13 protein-coding genes are annotated in these 14687 nt (G+C 67.6%); 7 read left to right on the forward strand and 6 right to left on the reverse strand.

Going from position 1 to position 14687, the window contains the following annotated elements:
- Window positions 1-144 precede the first annotated feature (144 nt).
- Together DZC52_RS00160 and DZC52_RS00165 are read left to right on the forward strand one after the other, a co-directional pair.
- Window positions 145-1122, forward strand: coding sequence for an ABC transporter substrate-binding protein (locus DZC52_RS00160; protein WP_181918687.1), 978 nt, complete (start codon window positions 145-147; stop codon window positions 1120-1122).
- Window positions 1119-3227: a putative bifunctional diguanylate cyclase/phosphodiesterase gene (locus DZC52_RS00165; protein ID WP_116649098.1), complete on the forward strand. Its 2109-nt coding sequence runs from the start codon at window positions 1119-1121 to the stop codon at window positions 3225-3227. Before DZC52_RS00160 ends, DZC52_RS00165 begins: the two co-directional genes overlap by 4 nt.
- A gap of 60 nt (window positions 3228-3287) precedes the next feature.
- Here DZC52_RS00165 and hrpB read toward each other — a convergent pair whose 3' ends face one another.
- From hrpB to DZC52_RS00180, 3 genes are all read right to left on the reverse strand, one after another.
- Entirely contained in the window at window positions 3288-5702 is a 2415-nt protein-coding gene (hrpB, locus tag DZC52_RS00170) for an ATP-dependent helicase HrpB (RefSeq protein WP_116649099.1), read from the reverse strand.
- Between the two features lie 178 nt (window positions 5703-5880).
- Complete coding sequence (locus DZC52_RS00175) at window positions 5881-6438, reverse strand: thioredoxin family protein (RefSeq protein WP_116649100.1); 558 nt, start codon at window positions 6436-6438, stop codon at window positions 5881-5883.
- A 93-nt stretch (window positions 6439-6531) separates the two neighbouring features.
- Complete coding sequence (locus DZC52_RS00180) at window positions 6532-7419, reverse strand: LysR family transcriptional regulator (RefSeq protein ID WP_116649101.1); 888 nt, start codon at window positions 7417-7419, stop codon at window positions 6532-6534.
- A 111-nt stretch (window positions 7420-7530) separates the two neighbouring features.
- Between DZC52_RS00180 and DZC52_RS00185 the strand changes: the two genes are divergently transcribed.
- Both DZC52_RS00185 and DZC52_RS00190 read left to right on the forward strand, forming a co-directional pair.
- Window positions 7531-8133 (forward strand): FMN-dependent NADH-azoreductase, encoded by a 603-nt coding sequence (locus DZC52_RS00185; protein WP_116649102.1) that lies wholly within the window; start codon window positions 7531-7533, stop codon window positions 8131-8133.
- 21 nt (window positions 8134-8154) lie between these two features.
- Entirely contained in the window at window positions 8155-9030 is an 876-nt protein-coding gene (locus DZC52_RS00190) for a pirin family protein (protein WP_116649103.1), read from the forward strand.
- Between the two features lie 9 nt (window positions 9031-9039).
- Here the strand turns inward: DZC52_RS00190 and ubiT are convergent, their stop codons facing one another.
- Together ubiT and DZC52_RS00200 are read right to left on the reverse strand one after the other, a co-directional pair.
- On the reverse strand, window positions 9040-9564 hold the full coding sequence (gene ubiT / locus DZC52_RS00195) for a ubiquinone anaerobic biosynthesis accessory factor UbiT (protein ID WP_116649104.1): 525 nt from the start codon (window positions 9562-9564) through the stop codon (window positions 9040-9042).
- An 80-nt stretch (window positions 9565-9644) separates the two neighbouring features.
- Window positions 9645-9995 (reverse strand): c-type cytochrome, encoded by a 351-nt coding sequence (locus tag DZC52_RS00200; protein ID WP_116649105.1) that lies wholly within the window; start codon window positions 9993-9995, stop codon window positions 9645-9647.
- A gap of 237 nt (window positions 9996-10232) precedes the next feature.
- Here DZC52_RS00200 and DZC52_RS00205 point away from each other — a divergent pair, with 237 nt between their 5' ends.
- Complete coding sequence (locus DZC52_RS00205) at window positions 10233-11294, forward strand: COX15/CtaA family protein (protein ID WP_116649106.1); 1062 nt, start codon at window positions 10233-10235, stop codon at window positions 11292-11294.
- A 25-nt stretch (window positions 11295-11319) separates the two neighbouring features.
- Here DZC52_RS00205 and DZC52_RS00210 read toward each other — a convergent pair whose 3' ends face one another.
- Complete coding sequence (locus DZC52_RS00210; RefSeq protein WP_181918688.1) at window positions 11320-12021, reverse strand: Crp/Fnr family transcriptional regulator; 702 nt, start codon at window positions 12019-12021, stop codon at window positions 11320-11322.
- Window positions 12022-12132: 111 nt separating this feature from the next.
- Between DZC52_RS00210 and DZC52_RS00215 the strand changes: the two genes are divergently transcribed.
- Window positions 12133-14133, forward strand: coding sequence for a pyridoxal phosphate-dependent decarboxylase family protein (locus tag DZC52_RS00215; RefSeq protein ID WP_220338227.1), 2001 nt, complete (start codon window positions 12133-12135; stop codon window positions 14131-14133).
- Window positions 14134-14155: 22 nt separating this feature from the next.
- A complete protein-coding gene (locus DZC52_RS00220) occupies window positions 14156-14632 on the forward strand; it encodes a hypothetical protein (protein WP_116649108.1) in 477 nt (158 codons plus the stop codon).
- Window positions 14633-14687: the final 55 nt, after the last annotated feature.

Genomic DNA, 14687 nt, shown 5'->3' on the forward strand with positions numbered 1-14687 from the left:
TTATCGCTGCCCGGCCACGGGTGTCAAACGCCGCCCGGCCGGCACCCGGTGCGCCCCCGTCCGTTCGCGTGGGCGCCTGGCCTGGGATAGACTGGGCGCAGTATTCAAGGAGGGGATCGCGCCGATGTCGCCAGGAACGCCGCCGTGGCTCCGGCCCTGAAGCGCCGCATCCGGTGGCTGTTCGCCGTCGCGCTGGTGGTGTTCGTCGGCGGGGCGTGTCGTGCGCCGGATCCGCCCCTTCGCGTCGGCGTCCTGGTCTGGCCGCCCTACGACCTGGCCTATCTCGCAGTCGAGCGGGAGTTCGTCGACCGGGACGATGTGCGCCTGGTCACCTTTCACTCGCCCTCGGAAGTCGCGCGCAGTTTCCGCTACGGACTGCTCGACGCGATGTTCACCACCAGCCATTTCGTGCTGAGCCTGGCGCCCGACGTCGACGGTGTGCGTATCGTGTACGTGATCGACTCGAGCCGGGGCGGCGACGTCCTGCTGGCCAAGCCGCGGATCGATTCGCCGCAGGACCTGGCCGGTCGCCGGGTCGGGGTCGAGGCCGCACCACTGGGACTCTACACCCTGGAGCGAGCGCTGGACCGGATGGGGCTCGATCGCGATGCCGTGGAGATTGTCGCCATCGACACGGCCGAACACTTCAGGGCGTGGCAGGAAGACCGGGTCGATGCCCTTGTGACCTACGAGCCCACGCGCAGTCAGCTCAAGCGCCTGGGCGCGAAGGAGCTGTTCAGCAGCCGGCAGATTCCCGACGAGATTCTCGATGTGCTGGTGGTGCGGGACGACATCATCGAAGCGCGGCGCGAACGCCTGGAGGACCTGGTGGAGGGCCTGGATCGCGCGCTGGCCGCGTATCGGGCAGACCCTGCGGGCACGGTTTCGGAGATGGTGCAGCGACACCCGATCAGTCCCGCGGAGTTCATGCTGGCGATGGAGGGTGTCGAATTGTTCGACCTGGCGGACAATGTTCGTCTGCTCGGCGCCGCGGACGGGCGGATCGCCGAGGCCCTGGAGAAGCAGTGTGAGGTGATGGTCGCCGCCGGCATGCTGGAGCGCCCGCCGGGCCTGGAGAGCGTCATCGATCCCTCGATCGTCGAGCAGGCGGCAGCGCGGTGAAATACGCCTTTCCCCTGCGTCTTTCGATTCCGCTGCTGATTTTCCTGACCGGGTGCGTGATCCTGGCCAGTGCCTGGATGCTCGAGTACCGGGCGCTTCAGCGCCATGCCGAGAACCTGGGCGCCGGCCAGCTCAAGATCACCGCCAGCTTCATCGGCGCGGAGGTGGAAGCGGCGCTGCGCAACCGCAACCCGGCCGAAGCCCGGGCCGCCGTCGAGCGCGCGATGTCGAACCCGGTCGTCGAGCGCATCGACTTCACTGACCCCCAGGGGCGCGTCCTCTTTTCGAGCCACCCTTCGGCGGTGGGCCGGCACCGCGACCAGCTCGAGCCGGTACAGGAGTTGATCGGGGCCTTGCCGGACCAGTCGCCCACGGGCGACATGGCCACCGCGAGACTGGTTGGCGGGGCGCGCCTGGGAGGGCGGTTTCCGCTGCGCATGCCGATCTCTCCCGACCGGATTGTGACGACCCGGATAGGCACGCTTTACCTGGTGGTGGACGTCACCGGCGAGCTCGCTCGGCAGCGCGAGGCCCTGGCCGGCCGCATGCTGACCTGGGTCGGACTTCTGATGCTGGTTGCACTGGGTTTCTGGCTGCTGCTGCGTTCTCTGTTGCTGCGCCGCATCGACAACCTCATCCACTCCGTCCGGGCGGTCGGAAAGGGCGATTTCACCCAGGTGCCTTCGGTGGGCGGCAGCGACGAGTTGGGGACCCTCGGGCGCGAGCTGGGCGTCATGGCGGCCCGGCTTCGCGACCACTCGGAGAAGCTGGCCTACCTCTCCGACCACGACCCGCTCACCGGCTTGCTGAACCGGCACGGGTTCGAGGCCGAGCTCGATCGCAGCCTGCGCGCGGTGCGGCGCAGCGGCAGCCGACAGGTTCTCGCCCTTTTCGACATCGACAGCCTGCGCGTGATCAACGACACCCAGGGACACCAGGCCGGCGACGAGTTGCTGCAGCTCATCGCCCAGCTCCTGCGCGACGCCTTGCCCGATGCCCTTGCCGCTGCCCGCGTCGGCGGCGACGAATTCGCGCTGCTGGTCGAGCTGATGCCCGATGAATCCGCCGAGTCGATCGCGCGGCGACTGCAGGCCGAAATGCTCTCCCTTCGCTTCGAGTACGGCGGCGAGCGGTTCGGTATCCAGGTGAGCATCGGCCTCGTGGAGCTCGTCTCGAGCGTGGATTCGGCGGCCGATGCACTGGGCTACGCCGATGCCGCCTGTTACGAGGCCAAGGATCGGGGTCGCGGGAGCTACTACGTGGGCGATGTCGACCGCGTCTCGAGCGAGCGCATGCGCGGCGACATGAAATGGGTCAGTCGCATCCAGTCCGCGCTGGACGCCGATCGCCTGCGCCTGTTCGCCCAGCGCATCGTTCCGGCGGCCGCCTCGGTGAGCGTTTCCGATCTGCGTTTCGAGGTGCTCGTGCGCATGCTCGATGAGCACAACCAGGTGCTGCCGCCGGGTGCTTTCCTGGAAGCCGCGGAGCGCTACAACATGGTCCAGCGGATCGATCGCTGGGTTGTCGAGCGCACGCTCGAATGGCTGCGGGGCGACCGGCGCATGCGCGGTCGCGTGGCCAGCTGTTCGGTGAACCTCTCGGGCATGAGTCTCGGCGACGAGCAAATTCTGGAGCGCGTGGGCGCCTGGGCGCGCGACAGCGGCATGGACCCTTCCATCCTGTGCTTCGAGGTGACCGAGACGGCGGCGATCCGCAACCTGTCGCAGGCGCGCTGGTTCGTCGATCGCCTGCGCGACATGGGTTGTCGCATGGCGCTCGACGACTTCGGGACGGGCCTGTCTTCCTTCGCTTATCTCAAGGGCCTTCCCGTCGACCTGATCAAGATCGACGGCACGTTCGTGCGCGACATGCTCAATGATCCGGTGGACCGGGCGGTGGTGACCGCCATCAACGACATCGCGCACGAGGTCGGCATGCGCACGGTCGCGGAGTTCGTCGAGGACGACGCCACTTTTGACGCGCTGCGTCGGATCGGCGTGGATTTCGCCCAGGGTTACGGCATCGCCAGGCCGCTGCCGCTGGATGAGCTGATCGCCGATCACATCGGGGCTGTCAATGCCGTGGGCGGCTACTTCGAAAAGTGATTCGCACGCTTCGTCCGCGGACGTGGTTCGCCGCTGATCCCGACCTCGACGTGCGCGTGGTCAAGGGGTCTCGGGCCAGTTGTGCTTGGGGTAGCGACCGCGCATGTCCTTGCGCACCTCCGGGTAGGCATTCTTCCAGAAGCTCGCCAGGTCGGCGGTGACGGCCAGCGGTCGGTCGGCCGGTGAAAGCAGGTGGACCTGGACCGGTACCCGGCCGCGCGCCACAGTGGGCGTCCGGCGGCAGCCCAGCATGGCCTGCAGTTTCACCCGCAGGGAAGGCGGGTTTTCCGTGCGGTAGTCGAGCTGCGCGCTCCGGCCGGAAGGCAGCTTGAGGTGAGTCGGCGCCAGCTCGCGCAGGTCACGCGCCCGGTCGTGCCCGATCCGCGCCGAGAGCAGGGCAACCAGGTCGAGCGACTCGAGGTCGCGCCAGCGACTCAGGCCGGCCAGCCAGGGCGCCAGCCAGTCTTCCAGGGTCGCGGCGAGTGTCGCGTCGTCCAGGGCGGGCCAGTCTTCCGGCCATAGCGAGCGCAACAGGGCGACGCGGGCCTGGAATTGACGGGCCGCCTCCGTCCAGGGCAGTGTCTCGATTCCCTTGCGTTCGACGGCGCTGAGCAAACCGGCCTGCAGTGCTTCCGGCCCGGGTCGGTCGAGTTCGGTCGACGCCAGAACGAGGGCGCCCAGGCGGCGTTCGCATCGAGCCACGACCGTTCCGCGGCGCTCGTCCCAGTCGGCCTTTTCTGCCGTTCGGATCCGGTGCTCCAGCACCGATTCGAGTTCGTCCCGGGTCACCGGGGCAGCCAGGAAAATTCTGGCTTCGCGGGCCTGGCCATCGAGATCGCAGGCGACGATGAATTCGCTGCCGGCCAGGGGGTCGGCGCCATCGAGAAAGGCGCCGCGACCGTTGCTGAGCAAGAATCGTCCGCGCCGACCGCCCCGCGATTGCCCGACCCGATCGGGCCAGGCCGAAGCGAGCAGGGCACCGACGCCGAGCCGGGTCTGCGGCTCGTCGCGGCGTCTTCCGGCCAGGCGGTCGGCCGCCTTGCGAATCCGTGCAAGCAGGCCGCCGGCTCTCGATCCGGCCCGGCGCAGGCGCGCCAGCCGCAGGGACAGATCGGCCTCGCCGAATCCGCCGAGGTCGCGCTCGCCCAGAAGGGCGGCGAGTTCGGCCGCTGTTCGTGCCAGGCCCAGCCGGCGGCCGACCAGGACCATGTGCGCCAGGCGCGGATGGACGCCCAGTTCGAGCATGGCGCGGCCGTGGGCGGTAATGCGGCCTTCCGCGCCCAGGGCGTCGAGCGACTGCAACAGTTCGCTGGCCTGGTCATGCGCGGCGGACGGTGGGGGATCCAGCCAGGACAGCTCCCGGGGATCACTGACGCCCCACTGCGCCAGCTCCAGCACCAAGGGTGCCAGGTCGGCCGAGGCAATTTCCGGTGCCGTCTGCGGTTGCAGCCGGGCCTGCTCGGCTTCGGTCCATAGCCGATAACAGCAGCCCGGTTCCAGTCGCCCCGCCCGACCACGACGCTGCTCGGCCGACGCCCTGGAAACGCGCTCGGTGACCAGGCGGGTCATCCCGCTGTTGGGGTCGAAGCGGGCGCGGCGCTGCCAACCGGCGTCGACGACAATGCGAATGCCCTCGATGGTCAGGCTCGATTCCGCCACCGCGCTGGCGATCACCACCTTGCGTTCGCCCGCCCGGGCGGGCCGGATGGCTTCGTCCTGCTCGGCCGGCGCAAGCTGCCCGTGGAGCAGGTACGGGCGCGCGTCCCCGGGCAGCCGGCCGGAGAGTCGTTCGGCGACCCGCCGCATTTCGCGCATGCCCGGCAGGAACACGAGGACCGAGCCGGGCTCGCTTTCGAGCGCCTCGAGCACGACGGCGGCGGCCTGCGCCTCCATCGGGCGCTGCCGCGTGGCCGGCCGGTACCGCACCTCGACCGGGTAGCTTCGCCCCTCGGCCGCAACCACCGGGCAATCGTCGAGCAGCGACGAAAGCCGTTCGGCGTCGAGCGTGGCCGACATCACCACGACGCGCAGATCCTCGCGCAGGGCCTGTTGGCACTCGCGCACCAGGGCCAGGCCCAGGTCGGCCTGCAGCGACCGCTCGTGGAACTCGTCGAAGACGATCGCGGCGTAGTCCGACAGTCCGGGGTCGGACTGGATCATGCGCGTGAGGATGCCCTCGGTGACCACTTCGATGCGGGTCGTGTCCGACACGCGGGTGTCCAGGCGCGTGCGGTAGCCGACCGTCCTTCCGACCGGCTCGTCGCGCTGCGCGGCCATGAAGCGCGCGGCCGCGCGTGCCGCCAGTCGCCGGGGCTCGAGCATGAGGATGCGCCGCCCCCTGCGCCACCCGGCTTCCAGCAGGGCCGGCGGCACGCGCGTGGTCTTGCCGCTGCCCGTTGGAGCCTGCAACAACACGGTTGAGTGCCGCTCGAGCGTGTCGAGCAGTTCCGGTAGGGCGTTGTCTACGGGGAGCATGGGGCTGTCTAGGCTTCAGGGTTCAGGTTTCAGGTTTCAGGTTTCAGGAAAACACCTAAGGGGTTCGGGGTTCCGGGTTCCGGGTTCGGGAAAACAAACGGCCTGGCGCGGCTTGTCCGCCCACCGCTGCTCTAATGCGCCCCGGCGTCCCCCTGAACCCTGAAACCTGAAACCTTCTCTACTCCTTCCACTTGATATTGCAGCCGATCGAGGGTTTCTGGTCCTCGGTGATCGGCAGGCCGGCCTGCAGGGCGTCGAGGGCGGCGCGGACGTCGCGGCCGGTGACCGGCTTGTCGTTGCCGGGGCGGGAGTCGTCGAGCTGGCCGCGATAGGCCAGGCGCCGGTCGCCGCCGAAGACGTAGAAGTCCGGCGTGCAGGCGGCGCCGAAAGCGCGGGCGACGTTCTGCGATTCGTCGAACAGGTAGGGGAAGGGGAATCGCTTCGAGCGGGCCAGTTCCGCCATGCGTTCGGGGCGGTCCTGCGGATAGCCGGTCACGTCGTTGCTGCTGATGGCGACCACGCCCACCCGGCCCCGGTCGTAGTCGTTGCCGAGGCGGACGAGTTCGTCTAGCACGTGCTTGACGAAGGGGCAGTGGTTGCAGATGAACATCACCAGCGTCGCCTCGCTGCCGGCGATGTCTTCGAAGCTCAGCATCTCGCTGCTGACCGTATCAGGCAGCCGGAAATCGGGTGCGGGCGTGCCCAGCGGAAGCATCCTGGATTCGGTTCTCGACATGGCAGATCCCGATTGGAGGTTGATCCACGATTGATCGTGGCGGACAGATGGTCTCCTGGCGGCATTCTACAACCTGAAGCGCGGTGTCCAATCCTACGTGCGAGCCGCCTGAGTGAGGAGATCGGCCAGGCGGCGCGTGCCCGGCCCGGCGCCGTCGCCGTCGGCGAACACCAGGTAGAGGGTCGCGTAGCGCTCGCGTCCCTTCTCCAGCGGCAGCGGCAGGAGCTGGCCGCTTTCGAGCTCGCGCCGGATGATGTCCTCTGCGTACCAGGCAAAACCCAGCCCCATGCAGGCGGCCCGGATCGACGTCGCCTTGCTGGTGACCGTCCAGCGCCGCTCGCTCACGCGGTAGGCCTCGCTGGCGGCCGGTTGGCTGCCGCTGTCGCGCACCACCAGGTGACGGTGGCCGCGCAGGTCGTCCAGGCTCAGGGTGCGACCGAGCTGGTGCAGGGGGTGGTGCGGTGCCGCCGCGGCGATGAAGCGCACCCGCATGAGCGGGTCGCCGACGAATCCCGGCGGAATCGAAGACGCAATCGCCAGGTCCACCGCGCCCCGGGTGAGCAGCTCGCTGGTACCGCCCAACACCGATTCGTGGAGCTGGACGCGCATGTCCGGAAAGTCCCCCGATAGCTCGTCGAGGCACTCCAGCAGCAGCCAGGTCGGAAAGATGATCTCGGCGGCGAGCTTCAGCTCCGCTTCCTCGCCGGCGGCCAGGCGACCGGCCAGCCGCTCGAGCTGGCCCGATTCGTCCAGCAGGGCCCTGGCGCGCCGGTACAGGGTGTGGCCGGCCGGCGTCAGGACCGCGCGCCGGCCTTCGATGGTGAACAGCTCGACGCCCAGCAGTGTTTCGATGCGGTCGACGGCGTAGCTGAGGGTCGACTGCGACTTGTTGACGGCGTCTGCCGCCGCTGCGTAGCTGCCGCCCTCGACCACGGCGACCAGTGCCCGCCACTGCTCGAGCGTGATCCTGGCATGTTCCATGTTCGAACAAATCGAATGATTAGGCCGAAATTATGAGCTTTTTATTCGACCCAGGCAAACATATCCTTTCGGGCAACGATCAATCACCGTTTCCCCATCGGAGGTAACGCCATGAAAACTCTTCTCGTCATCAAGTCCAGCCTGTTCAACGGCCAGGGTCAATCCAGCCGGCTCGCCGATGCCTTTGTCGAGCGCTGGCGCGGCAACAATCCGGATGGACGTGTCCTGTGCCGCGACCTCGCGCTCGAGCCGGTGCCGCACTTGAGCGCCGAGACCTTCAGGGGATTCCAGGCCGACCCGGTCGAGCGCACGCCCGAGCAGCACGCGGCGGTGGCTGTGTCGGATTCGCTCATCGCCGAGTTGAAATCGGCCGACGAACTGGTCCTGGGGCTGCCGATGTACAACTTCTCGGTGCCGTCCACGCTCAAGGCCTGGATGGATCATGTGGCCCGCGCCGGTGTGACCTTCCGCTACACCGAAAGCGGCCCGGAAGGATTGGTCGGCGACAAGCCGATGTATGTGTTCGCCGCTCGTGGTGGTCAGTACGCCGGCACCGACATGGACACGCAGACGCCGCTGATCCGCATGTTCTTCGGCATGCTGGGTATCAGCGACATCCGCTTCACCTATGCCGAAGGCCTGGCCCTGGGCGACGAGCAGGCCGAACAGGCGCGCGCGCAAGCGGTCGAAGCCATCGAACGACTGGCGGCCTGAGGGCCGTCGAGGAGACGCACCATGACTACGCTACGCAAGCTCGAAGGCATCATCGAGTCCCGTCCGACTTCGGACGGTGCCGGCGTCAAGCTGCGCCGCAGCCTGGGTCAGCAGGCGCACGACTCGGTCCGCCTGGACCCCTTCCTGATGCTCGACGAGTTCTACTCCGACAATCCGGACGACTATCTCGCCGGGTTTCCGCCGCACCCGCATCGCGGCTTCGAGACGGTGACCTACATGCTCGAAGGCCGCATGCGCCACGAGGACCATCTCGGCAACACCGGTGATCTCGGTCCCGGCGGCGTACAGTGGATGACCGCCGGTCGGGGCGTCATCCACTCCGAGATGCCGCAGCAGTCGGAAGGGGGCATGCGCGGATTTCAGCTGTGGATCAACCTGCCGGCCGCGGAGAAGATGAAGTCGGCCGCCTATCGCGATATTCCCGCCGATGGGATTCCCGAGATCGAGCTGGCGGCGGGGCAGCTGCGCGTGATCGCCGGCTCGCTCACGGTCGACGGGCAGAGCGCGGCGGGTCCGGTCAACGGCCGGGCGGGCGCGATGTCCACCGACCCGCGCTTCTACGACCTGCGCCTGTCGCCGTCCGGCGAAATCGAGCTGCCTTTGCCGGCCGGTCACGCCGCCTTCGTCTATGCCTACGAGGGCGAGGCGGAAATCGGTGGTGAGGCCTTGCCGCATCGCGCCGCCGGCGTGCTGGGTGACGGCGATGCCGTGCGCATCCGCGCCGGGCAGTCGGGGGCATCGCTCCTGATTCTGGCCGGCAAGCCGATCGGCGAGCCGGTGGCGCAGTACGGTCCTTTCGTGATGAATACGCGCGAGGAAATCGAGCGGGCGATCGAGGACTACCGCACAGGGCGGTTGACCGAAGCGGCCGCCTGAGCGGGCGTTTCAGGTCGCGGGCGCTTGCTGTCGGCGCACTCGCCGGGCGAATCGTCCGGCGCGGTTGAGGCCGATGCGCAGCGGCAGCGGCAGGGCTTCGAGCGGCAGGCGGTCGAGCAGGTTGCGCGTCGTCAGTCCGATTGCGGTGTCGCCCGTCACTTCCAGGCGGCGCTGGAAGAACAGCGTGTCGGGGTCTTCGAGCCGGGCGAGCAGCAGCAGGAACTCGACGGCCCGCCCGCGGATGGTGGCCTCGGCCGGTTCACGATGGGAAACGGCCTGCAAACGCCCCTGGCCGGCGGTGACCACCCAGCGAAGCTTCATGTCCTCGATTTCGATCGCCAGCCGGCGGCCGGCCAGGAAGTCGAATTCCCCGTCGGCAATCAGTTCAGTCAGCAGGCGGTTGAGTGTTTGCTCGAGCAGGTGCCGCTGGACGGGGGGCGGGCAGAGCCGAACGGGCAGGGCCGCGATCTCCGGCGGCGGCATGCGCCGTGCCAGGAAGTCGAGCGGATGGGCGATTCTTCCGGGCTGGTGCATGACGTGATGTCTCTCGGCGGCGCGGTCGGCAACCCACCGGGATTCGAGGTCGAATCCCGGCGGCGATGGGACGACGCGGATCAGTCGTCCAGGCTGCGGATGTAGGCGACGAGGTTGTCGAGGTCTTCGTCGTTGAGCGAATGACCGAAGGCGGTCATGATCGGCGACAGTCCGACCGCGGCGCCGCCGTCCTTGATGACCGTGCGGATGTGGGCGTCGTCGACGGCGTTCTGCCATTCGGCGTCGCTCAGGTCGCGCGGCTGCGGATTGAGCGCGGCCGAAGCCGGGCCGTCGCCCTTGCCGGTCGGGCCGTGGCAGGTCGCGCACAGTTGCTTGAACTTGGTTTCACCGGCGGCGGCGTCGGCGGCCAGGGACGGTTGGGCCGCGGCGGCGCCAGCGGCGAGAATGACTGCAGTCAAAAGAACACGCATTTCGACTCTCCTGTGGGTCTGGGTTGTGCGTACGCCTATTCTAGGGCCGGGCGATCCGTCTGCGCTGAATCGAGGCTGAATAAACGCCAAAAGATGCACTGATTATATCGCTTTTGGTGCGTCCGTGGCGCCAAGGCGCTTTGCGGCAGCGGGCGCGCTGCGCCACGTGGACGCTGTCCGACCTATACTTGTCGCCCGGATTCGAAACACCGTAGAACCTCCTGCAAGGCACCCGGAATGAACTTGATCGAGAAACACCACCAGCGCCGCGTCGGCATCTGGCTGCTCCTGTGCTGCCTGGTCCTCTTTTCCCTGGTCATGCTCGGCGGCGCGACCCGCCTGACGGGCTCGGGCCTGTCGATGGTCGAGTGGGAGCCGGTGACCGGCATCATCCCGCCGACCAGCGAAGAAACCTGGATGCGGGAATTCAATGCTTATCGCCAGAGCCCGGAGTACCAGAAGGTCAACCGCGGCATGTCGCTCGACGAGTTCAAGGTGATCTACTGGTTCGAGTTCGGTCATCGTCTGCTGGCGCGCTCGCTCGGACTGGTGTTCGCGCTGCCGCTGGCCTGGTTCTGGTGGCGCGGCTGGATTCCGCACAGGTTGCGTTGGCCCCTGCTGGGGCTTCTGGGGCTGGGTGCCCTGCAGGGCTGGATGGGCTGGTACATGGTCCAGAGCGGCCTGATCGACATCCCGCGAGTCAGCCCCTATCGCCTCGCCGCCCACCTGAGCCTGGCGCTGATCATCTTCTCGTTCATGTTCCGGCTGGCACTGGGTCTGCTCATGCCGGCCGAGCACCGGCCGCATCCGATGCGTCGCTGGACCGTCACCTTGCTGGTGATGACCGGGCTGACCGTCTTCGTGGGCGCCTTCGTGGCGGGCCTGCGCGCCGGTTTCGTGTACAACGATTTCCCGTTCATGGCCGGCCGCCTGATTCCCGAAGGCATCCTGGGACTGGAACCCCTGTGGCGCAATTTTTTCGAGAATACCGCCACGGTCCAGTTCATGCACCGCGTGCTGGCGCTCTCCACGCTGGCGGTGGTGATCGCCGCCTGGATCCGCCAGCGCGCTCATTCTCTCGATCGCGGTGCGCGCCTTGCCTTCCATGTGCTCTTCGCGATGGTCACCTTGCAGGTCGCGCTCGGCATCGCGACGCTGATGCTGTACGTGCCGGTGCTGCTCGGAACCCTGCACCAGGGAACGGCGGTGCTGGTGCTCGGCGCGGTGATTGCCGCGGACTATCGCGTCAGCCACGCACCCGCAGCCGGAGCGCATTCGGGTCGCCTGGCGCCGGCTTGACCCGTTTTGCGGGGTGACATTGCCCTCAGGAGTCGAGTGCGCCGCGTGCGGCCCGCTCGAGTCTGTGGGCATCGGTGACGGTGATGACGCGCGCGTCCACGTCGAGCGCGCCGGCGCGTTGCAGCGCCGTCAGGCTCCTCGAAAAGGTTTCGGGCTGTACCGCCAGTAATCCCGCGATGTGCTTCTTGCTGGCCTCAAGGCGAAACGTCTCGGGCTCCCCCTGCTTTCGGTATTCGTCGAGCAAGTAGTGCGCCACGCGCAGATGCGCGTTCTGCAGCGCCAGTGACTCGATCTGATCGATCTTCTCGTGCATGCGCATCGACAGGGTGCCCAGCAGGCGAAAGCAGGCGGCCGGGTCGTCCCGAAGCGATTCGACCAGGTCGTCGGCGTCGAATCCGACCAGTTCGCTCGGCTTGAGCGCGGCGCAGTGGACCGGGTAGACACGCCTGGGCATGAACAACGTCGCCTCGGCGAAGCTACGTCCCGGGTTGATGATTGCGATGATCTTCTCCTGGCCGGCGTCGGAAAGGCGATACAGCTTGAGCTGGCCCGTTCGGCACAGCCAGATGCGACGCGCGGGGTCGCCTTGACGGAACAGTGTTTCGCCGCGCTCGACGGATACCGCGCGTGCCTTGGCCAGGGCGCGCGCCGCTCCCGGCTCGTCCAGGCCGCTCAGCAGCGGAAATCGGCGCAGCTCCTCGATGGTCGGTTCTCGACGGTCATTCATGGCAACATCCTCCATGCGGCCCCGACGGGAGCCGAATTGGCGTATAGTGAGTAAACCAGTATTTCATATACCACTATTTGACCGGAATCAACAAACCGGATCTCGATGGACATGAACAGGCACGACGACGAGCAACTGGTGGATTGGCTCAGCCCGCTGTTTCTGGGCTCCTACGCCGAGAACAACGAGCTGCTGGAGAAAGTGCTCGTGGAGCTGCTGCGCGATCACGTCTATTGGCGACGCAACATCCACCCCGAGGATCGCCCCCAGATCCCCGTACTGGCCGAGACGGGCCCCGAGTACCGGCGCTTCGTCGGCCGCATGAAGACCGAATTGCACGGCCTGACCGCCCGCCTGAAAAACTCCGCCCCTTTCTTCAACCCGCGCTATATCGGCCACATGGCCTCGGACCTGCTGCTGCCGGGGCTGATCGCCCAGCTGGTCACGACGCTGTACAACCCCAACCATGTCACCGACGAAGCCTCGCCGGTGACCCTGCCGCTCGAGCTCGACCTCGGCCGGCAGCTGGCGACCATGTTCGGGCTCAACACGGATCCCGAGCGCGAACCCTGCGCCTGGGGTCACGCCACTTCGGGCGGCACCATCGCCAACGACGAGGCGCTCTGGTATTTCCGCGCCGTGCGCTACTGGCCGCTGGCGGCTGCCAGCGCCATGCGCGAAGCCGGCTTCGAGCCCGGGGAGATCGCCTACGGCCCGAAGGATTTCCTGCAGGCTTCCGACCACGCCCTGTTCAACCTGCCCATCGACACCGTCATCCGTCTGAGGCGCGCCCTGCTGGCCGAGGTGGAACGCAAGCTCGACCGGCGCGAGGCGCGCCGCCTGGCCAAAGCGATCGAGGCCGAACGGGTCGAGACCCTGGGCATGGCCGAGTTCCATGCCCGCCACCCGGCGCTCGGCACGCCGGCCGTTCTGGTGGCCGATACCGCGCACTACTCCTGGGAGAAGGCGCTCAAGCTTCTGGGCCTGGGTAGCGCGCAGCTCGAAGCCGTCGCCGTCAACGAGCGCATGCGCCTGGACGCCGACGCGCTCGAGCGCAAGCTCGCCCAGCTCCACGAGCAGGGCCGGCCGGTGCTGGCGGTGATCGGCATTCTCGGCACCACCGAATTCGGATCGATCGATCCGATCCACGAAATCGTGGCCGCCCGGCAGCGCTGGCGAAAGGCGGGCCTGGAGTTCGCCGTCCACGTCGACGCCGCCTGGGGCGGCTACCTGGCCAGCATGTTCCACCGGCCCGACGGCACGCTGCTCGGTCACGAAGAGATGCAGCGCGATTTCCACTTCTTCCCGTCGGCGCCGGTCTACAAGGCCTTCGCCGCGCTTCGCCATGTCGACTCGCTGACGGTCGATCCGCACAAGCTGGGCTACGTGCCTTTCGGCTGCGGCGCCTATGTGGCGCGCAATCGCGGCATGACCGACTTCATCAGCCAGAAGGCCGCCTACGTCTTCGACGAGGCCGAAGCCACCGCCGACTCGGAATACGAGCGCCGCTTCCGCAACCTGGGCCAGTACATCCTAGAGGGATCCAAACCCGGTGCGGCCGCAGCCGGCGCCTGGCTGAGCCACCGGGTGCTGCCGCTGGACGCCGAAAACATGGGTCGCCTGATCAGCGAGACGATCCGCAACTGCGAATATTTCTTCGAGCACGTCGACCAGTTGCGCGACGAGCTCGACGGCATCGCCCGCGTGGCCCTGCCTTTCGAGCCCGACACCAACCTGGTCTGCCTGGCGATCAATCCGGCCGGCAACCGTTCGCTGGCGAGGATGAACGCCTTTGGGCGCCGGCTCTACGCGCACCTGGGCGTGGGCGAAGAGATCGATATCCACACGCGCGAGTTCTTCGGCTCACGCACCCTGGTGCACCGCGACAAGCTGGGGGCGAAGGCCGCGGCGCGGCTGATGGATGAACTCGATCTCGACCCGGCGACCTTCGTGGAAGAGCCCGACGATTCCGGAGAGCAGGCCGACAGCGTCTTCCTGCTGCGCCACACCCTGATGAATCCCTGGCTGAGCGGACACGAGGAAGGCCTGAACTACCTCGACCGCTACTGCCGACACCTGGCCGCCCTGGTGCGGCGCGAACTGGCCGACTGACAACAACCGAGGAGCCACTGACATGAAACACGGAACCAACGTACTGCTCGCCGTCCTGATCACGCTGGGCCTCAGCGGCGTCGCCGGCGCACAGCAGGGCAAGCACGAGCAAGGCCACCACGAAATGCACGCCAGCGGGGAGCTCCAGCTGCAGCGCCCGGAGTCGGGCAAGTGGGCCAGCGACGAATCCCTCCGGCAGGGCATGAGCGAACTCGAGGCTGCCTTCGGGCCGGCCCACGCGGCCTACCGCAACGATGCCTTCGACGCCGAACAGGCTGCTGGGCTGGCCGACACGATCGAGCAGAAGGTCAACTTCATGTTTGCCAACTGCCGTCTGCCCGCGGACGCCGATGCCGAGCTGCACAAGCTGCTCGCCGCCTCGCTGGATGCCGCGCGCATGTTGCGAGAGTCCGACGAACCGCATCGGGGCCTGCATCGGCTCCACCGCGTACTGCAGGCCTATCCTGAACACTTCGAGCACCCCGGCTGGGCGGACTGACCCGATCGCCGGGCGCGGTCGCGATCGGTCGCTCCCGACCTGCGGGGTACACTGA

Origin of the sequence: Wenzhouxiangella sediminis, assembly GCF_003410055.1 — a bacterium.
In the GTDB taxonomy this organism is placed as follows: domain Bacteria; phylum Pseudomonadota; class Gammaproteobacteria; order Xanthomonadales; family Wenzhouxiangellaceae; genus Wenzhouxiangella; species Wenzhouxiangella sediminis.

What these genes read in the sequence shown, in the direction of transcription:
- hrpB (WP_116649099.1), bottom strand. Translation starts at nt 5,702, where the DNA reads ATGCTCCCCGTAGACAACGCCCTACCGGAACTGCTCGACACGCTCGAG.
- DZC52_RS00175 (WP_116649100.1), bottom strand. Translation starts at nt 6,438, where the DNA reads ATGTCGAGAACCGAATCCAGGATGCTTCCGCTGGGCACGCCCGCACCC.
- DZC52_RS00180 (WP_116649101.1), bottom strand. Translation starts at nt 7,419, where the DNA reads ATGGAACATGCCAGGATCACGCTCGAGCAGTGGCGGGCACTGGTCGCC.
- DZC52_RS00185 (WP_116649102.1), top strand. Translation starts at nt 7,531, where the DNA reads ATGAAAACTCTTCTCGTCATCAAGTCCAGCCTGTTCAACGGCCAGGGT.
- DZC52_RS00190 (WP_116649103.1), top strand. Translation starts at nt 8,155, where the DNA reads ATGACTACGCTACGCAAGCTCGAAGGCATCATCGAGTCCCGTCCGACT.
- ubiT (WP_116649104.1), bottom strand. Translation starts at nt 9,564, where the DNA reads ATGCACCAGCCCGGAAGAATCGCCCATCCGCTCGACTTCCTGGCACGG.
- DZC52_RS00200 (WP_116649105.1), bottom strand. Translation starts at nt 9,995, where the DNA reads ATGCGTGTTCTTTTGACTGCAGTCATTCTCGCCGCTGGCGCCGCCGCG.
- DZC52_RS00205 (WP_116649106.1), top strand. Translation starts at nt 10,233, where the DNA reads ATGAACTTGATCGAGAAACACCACCAGCGCCGCGTCGGCATCTGGCTG.
- DZC52_RS00210 (WP_181918688.1), bottom strand. Translation starts at nt 12,021, where the DNA reads ATGAATGACCGTCGAGAACCGACCATCGAGGAGCTGCGCCGATTTCCG.
- DZC52_RS00215 (WP_220338227.1), top strand. Translation starts at nt 12,133, where the DNA reads ATGAACAGGCACGACGACGAGCAACTGGTGGATTGGCTCAGCCCGCTG.
- DZC52_RS00220 (WP_116649108.1), top strand. Translation starts at nt 14,156, where the DNA reads ATGAAACACGGAACCAACGTACTGCTCGCCGTCCTGATCACGCTGGGC.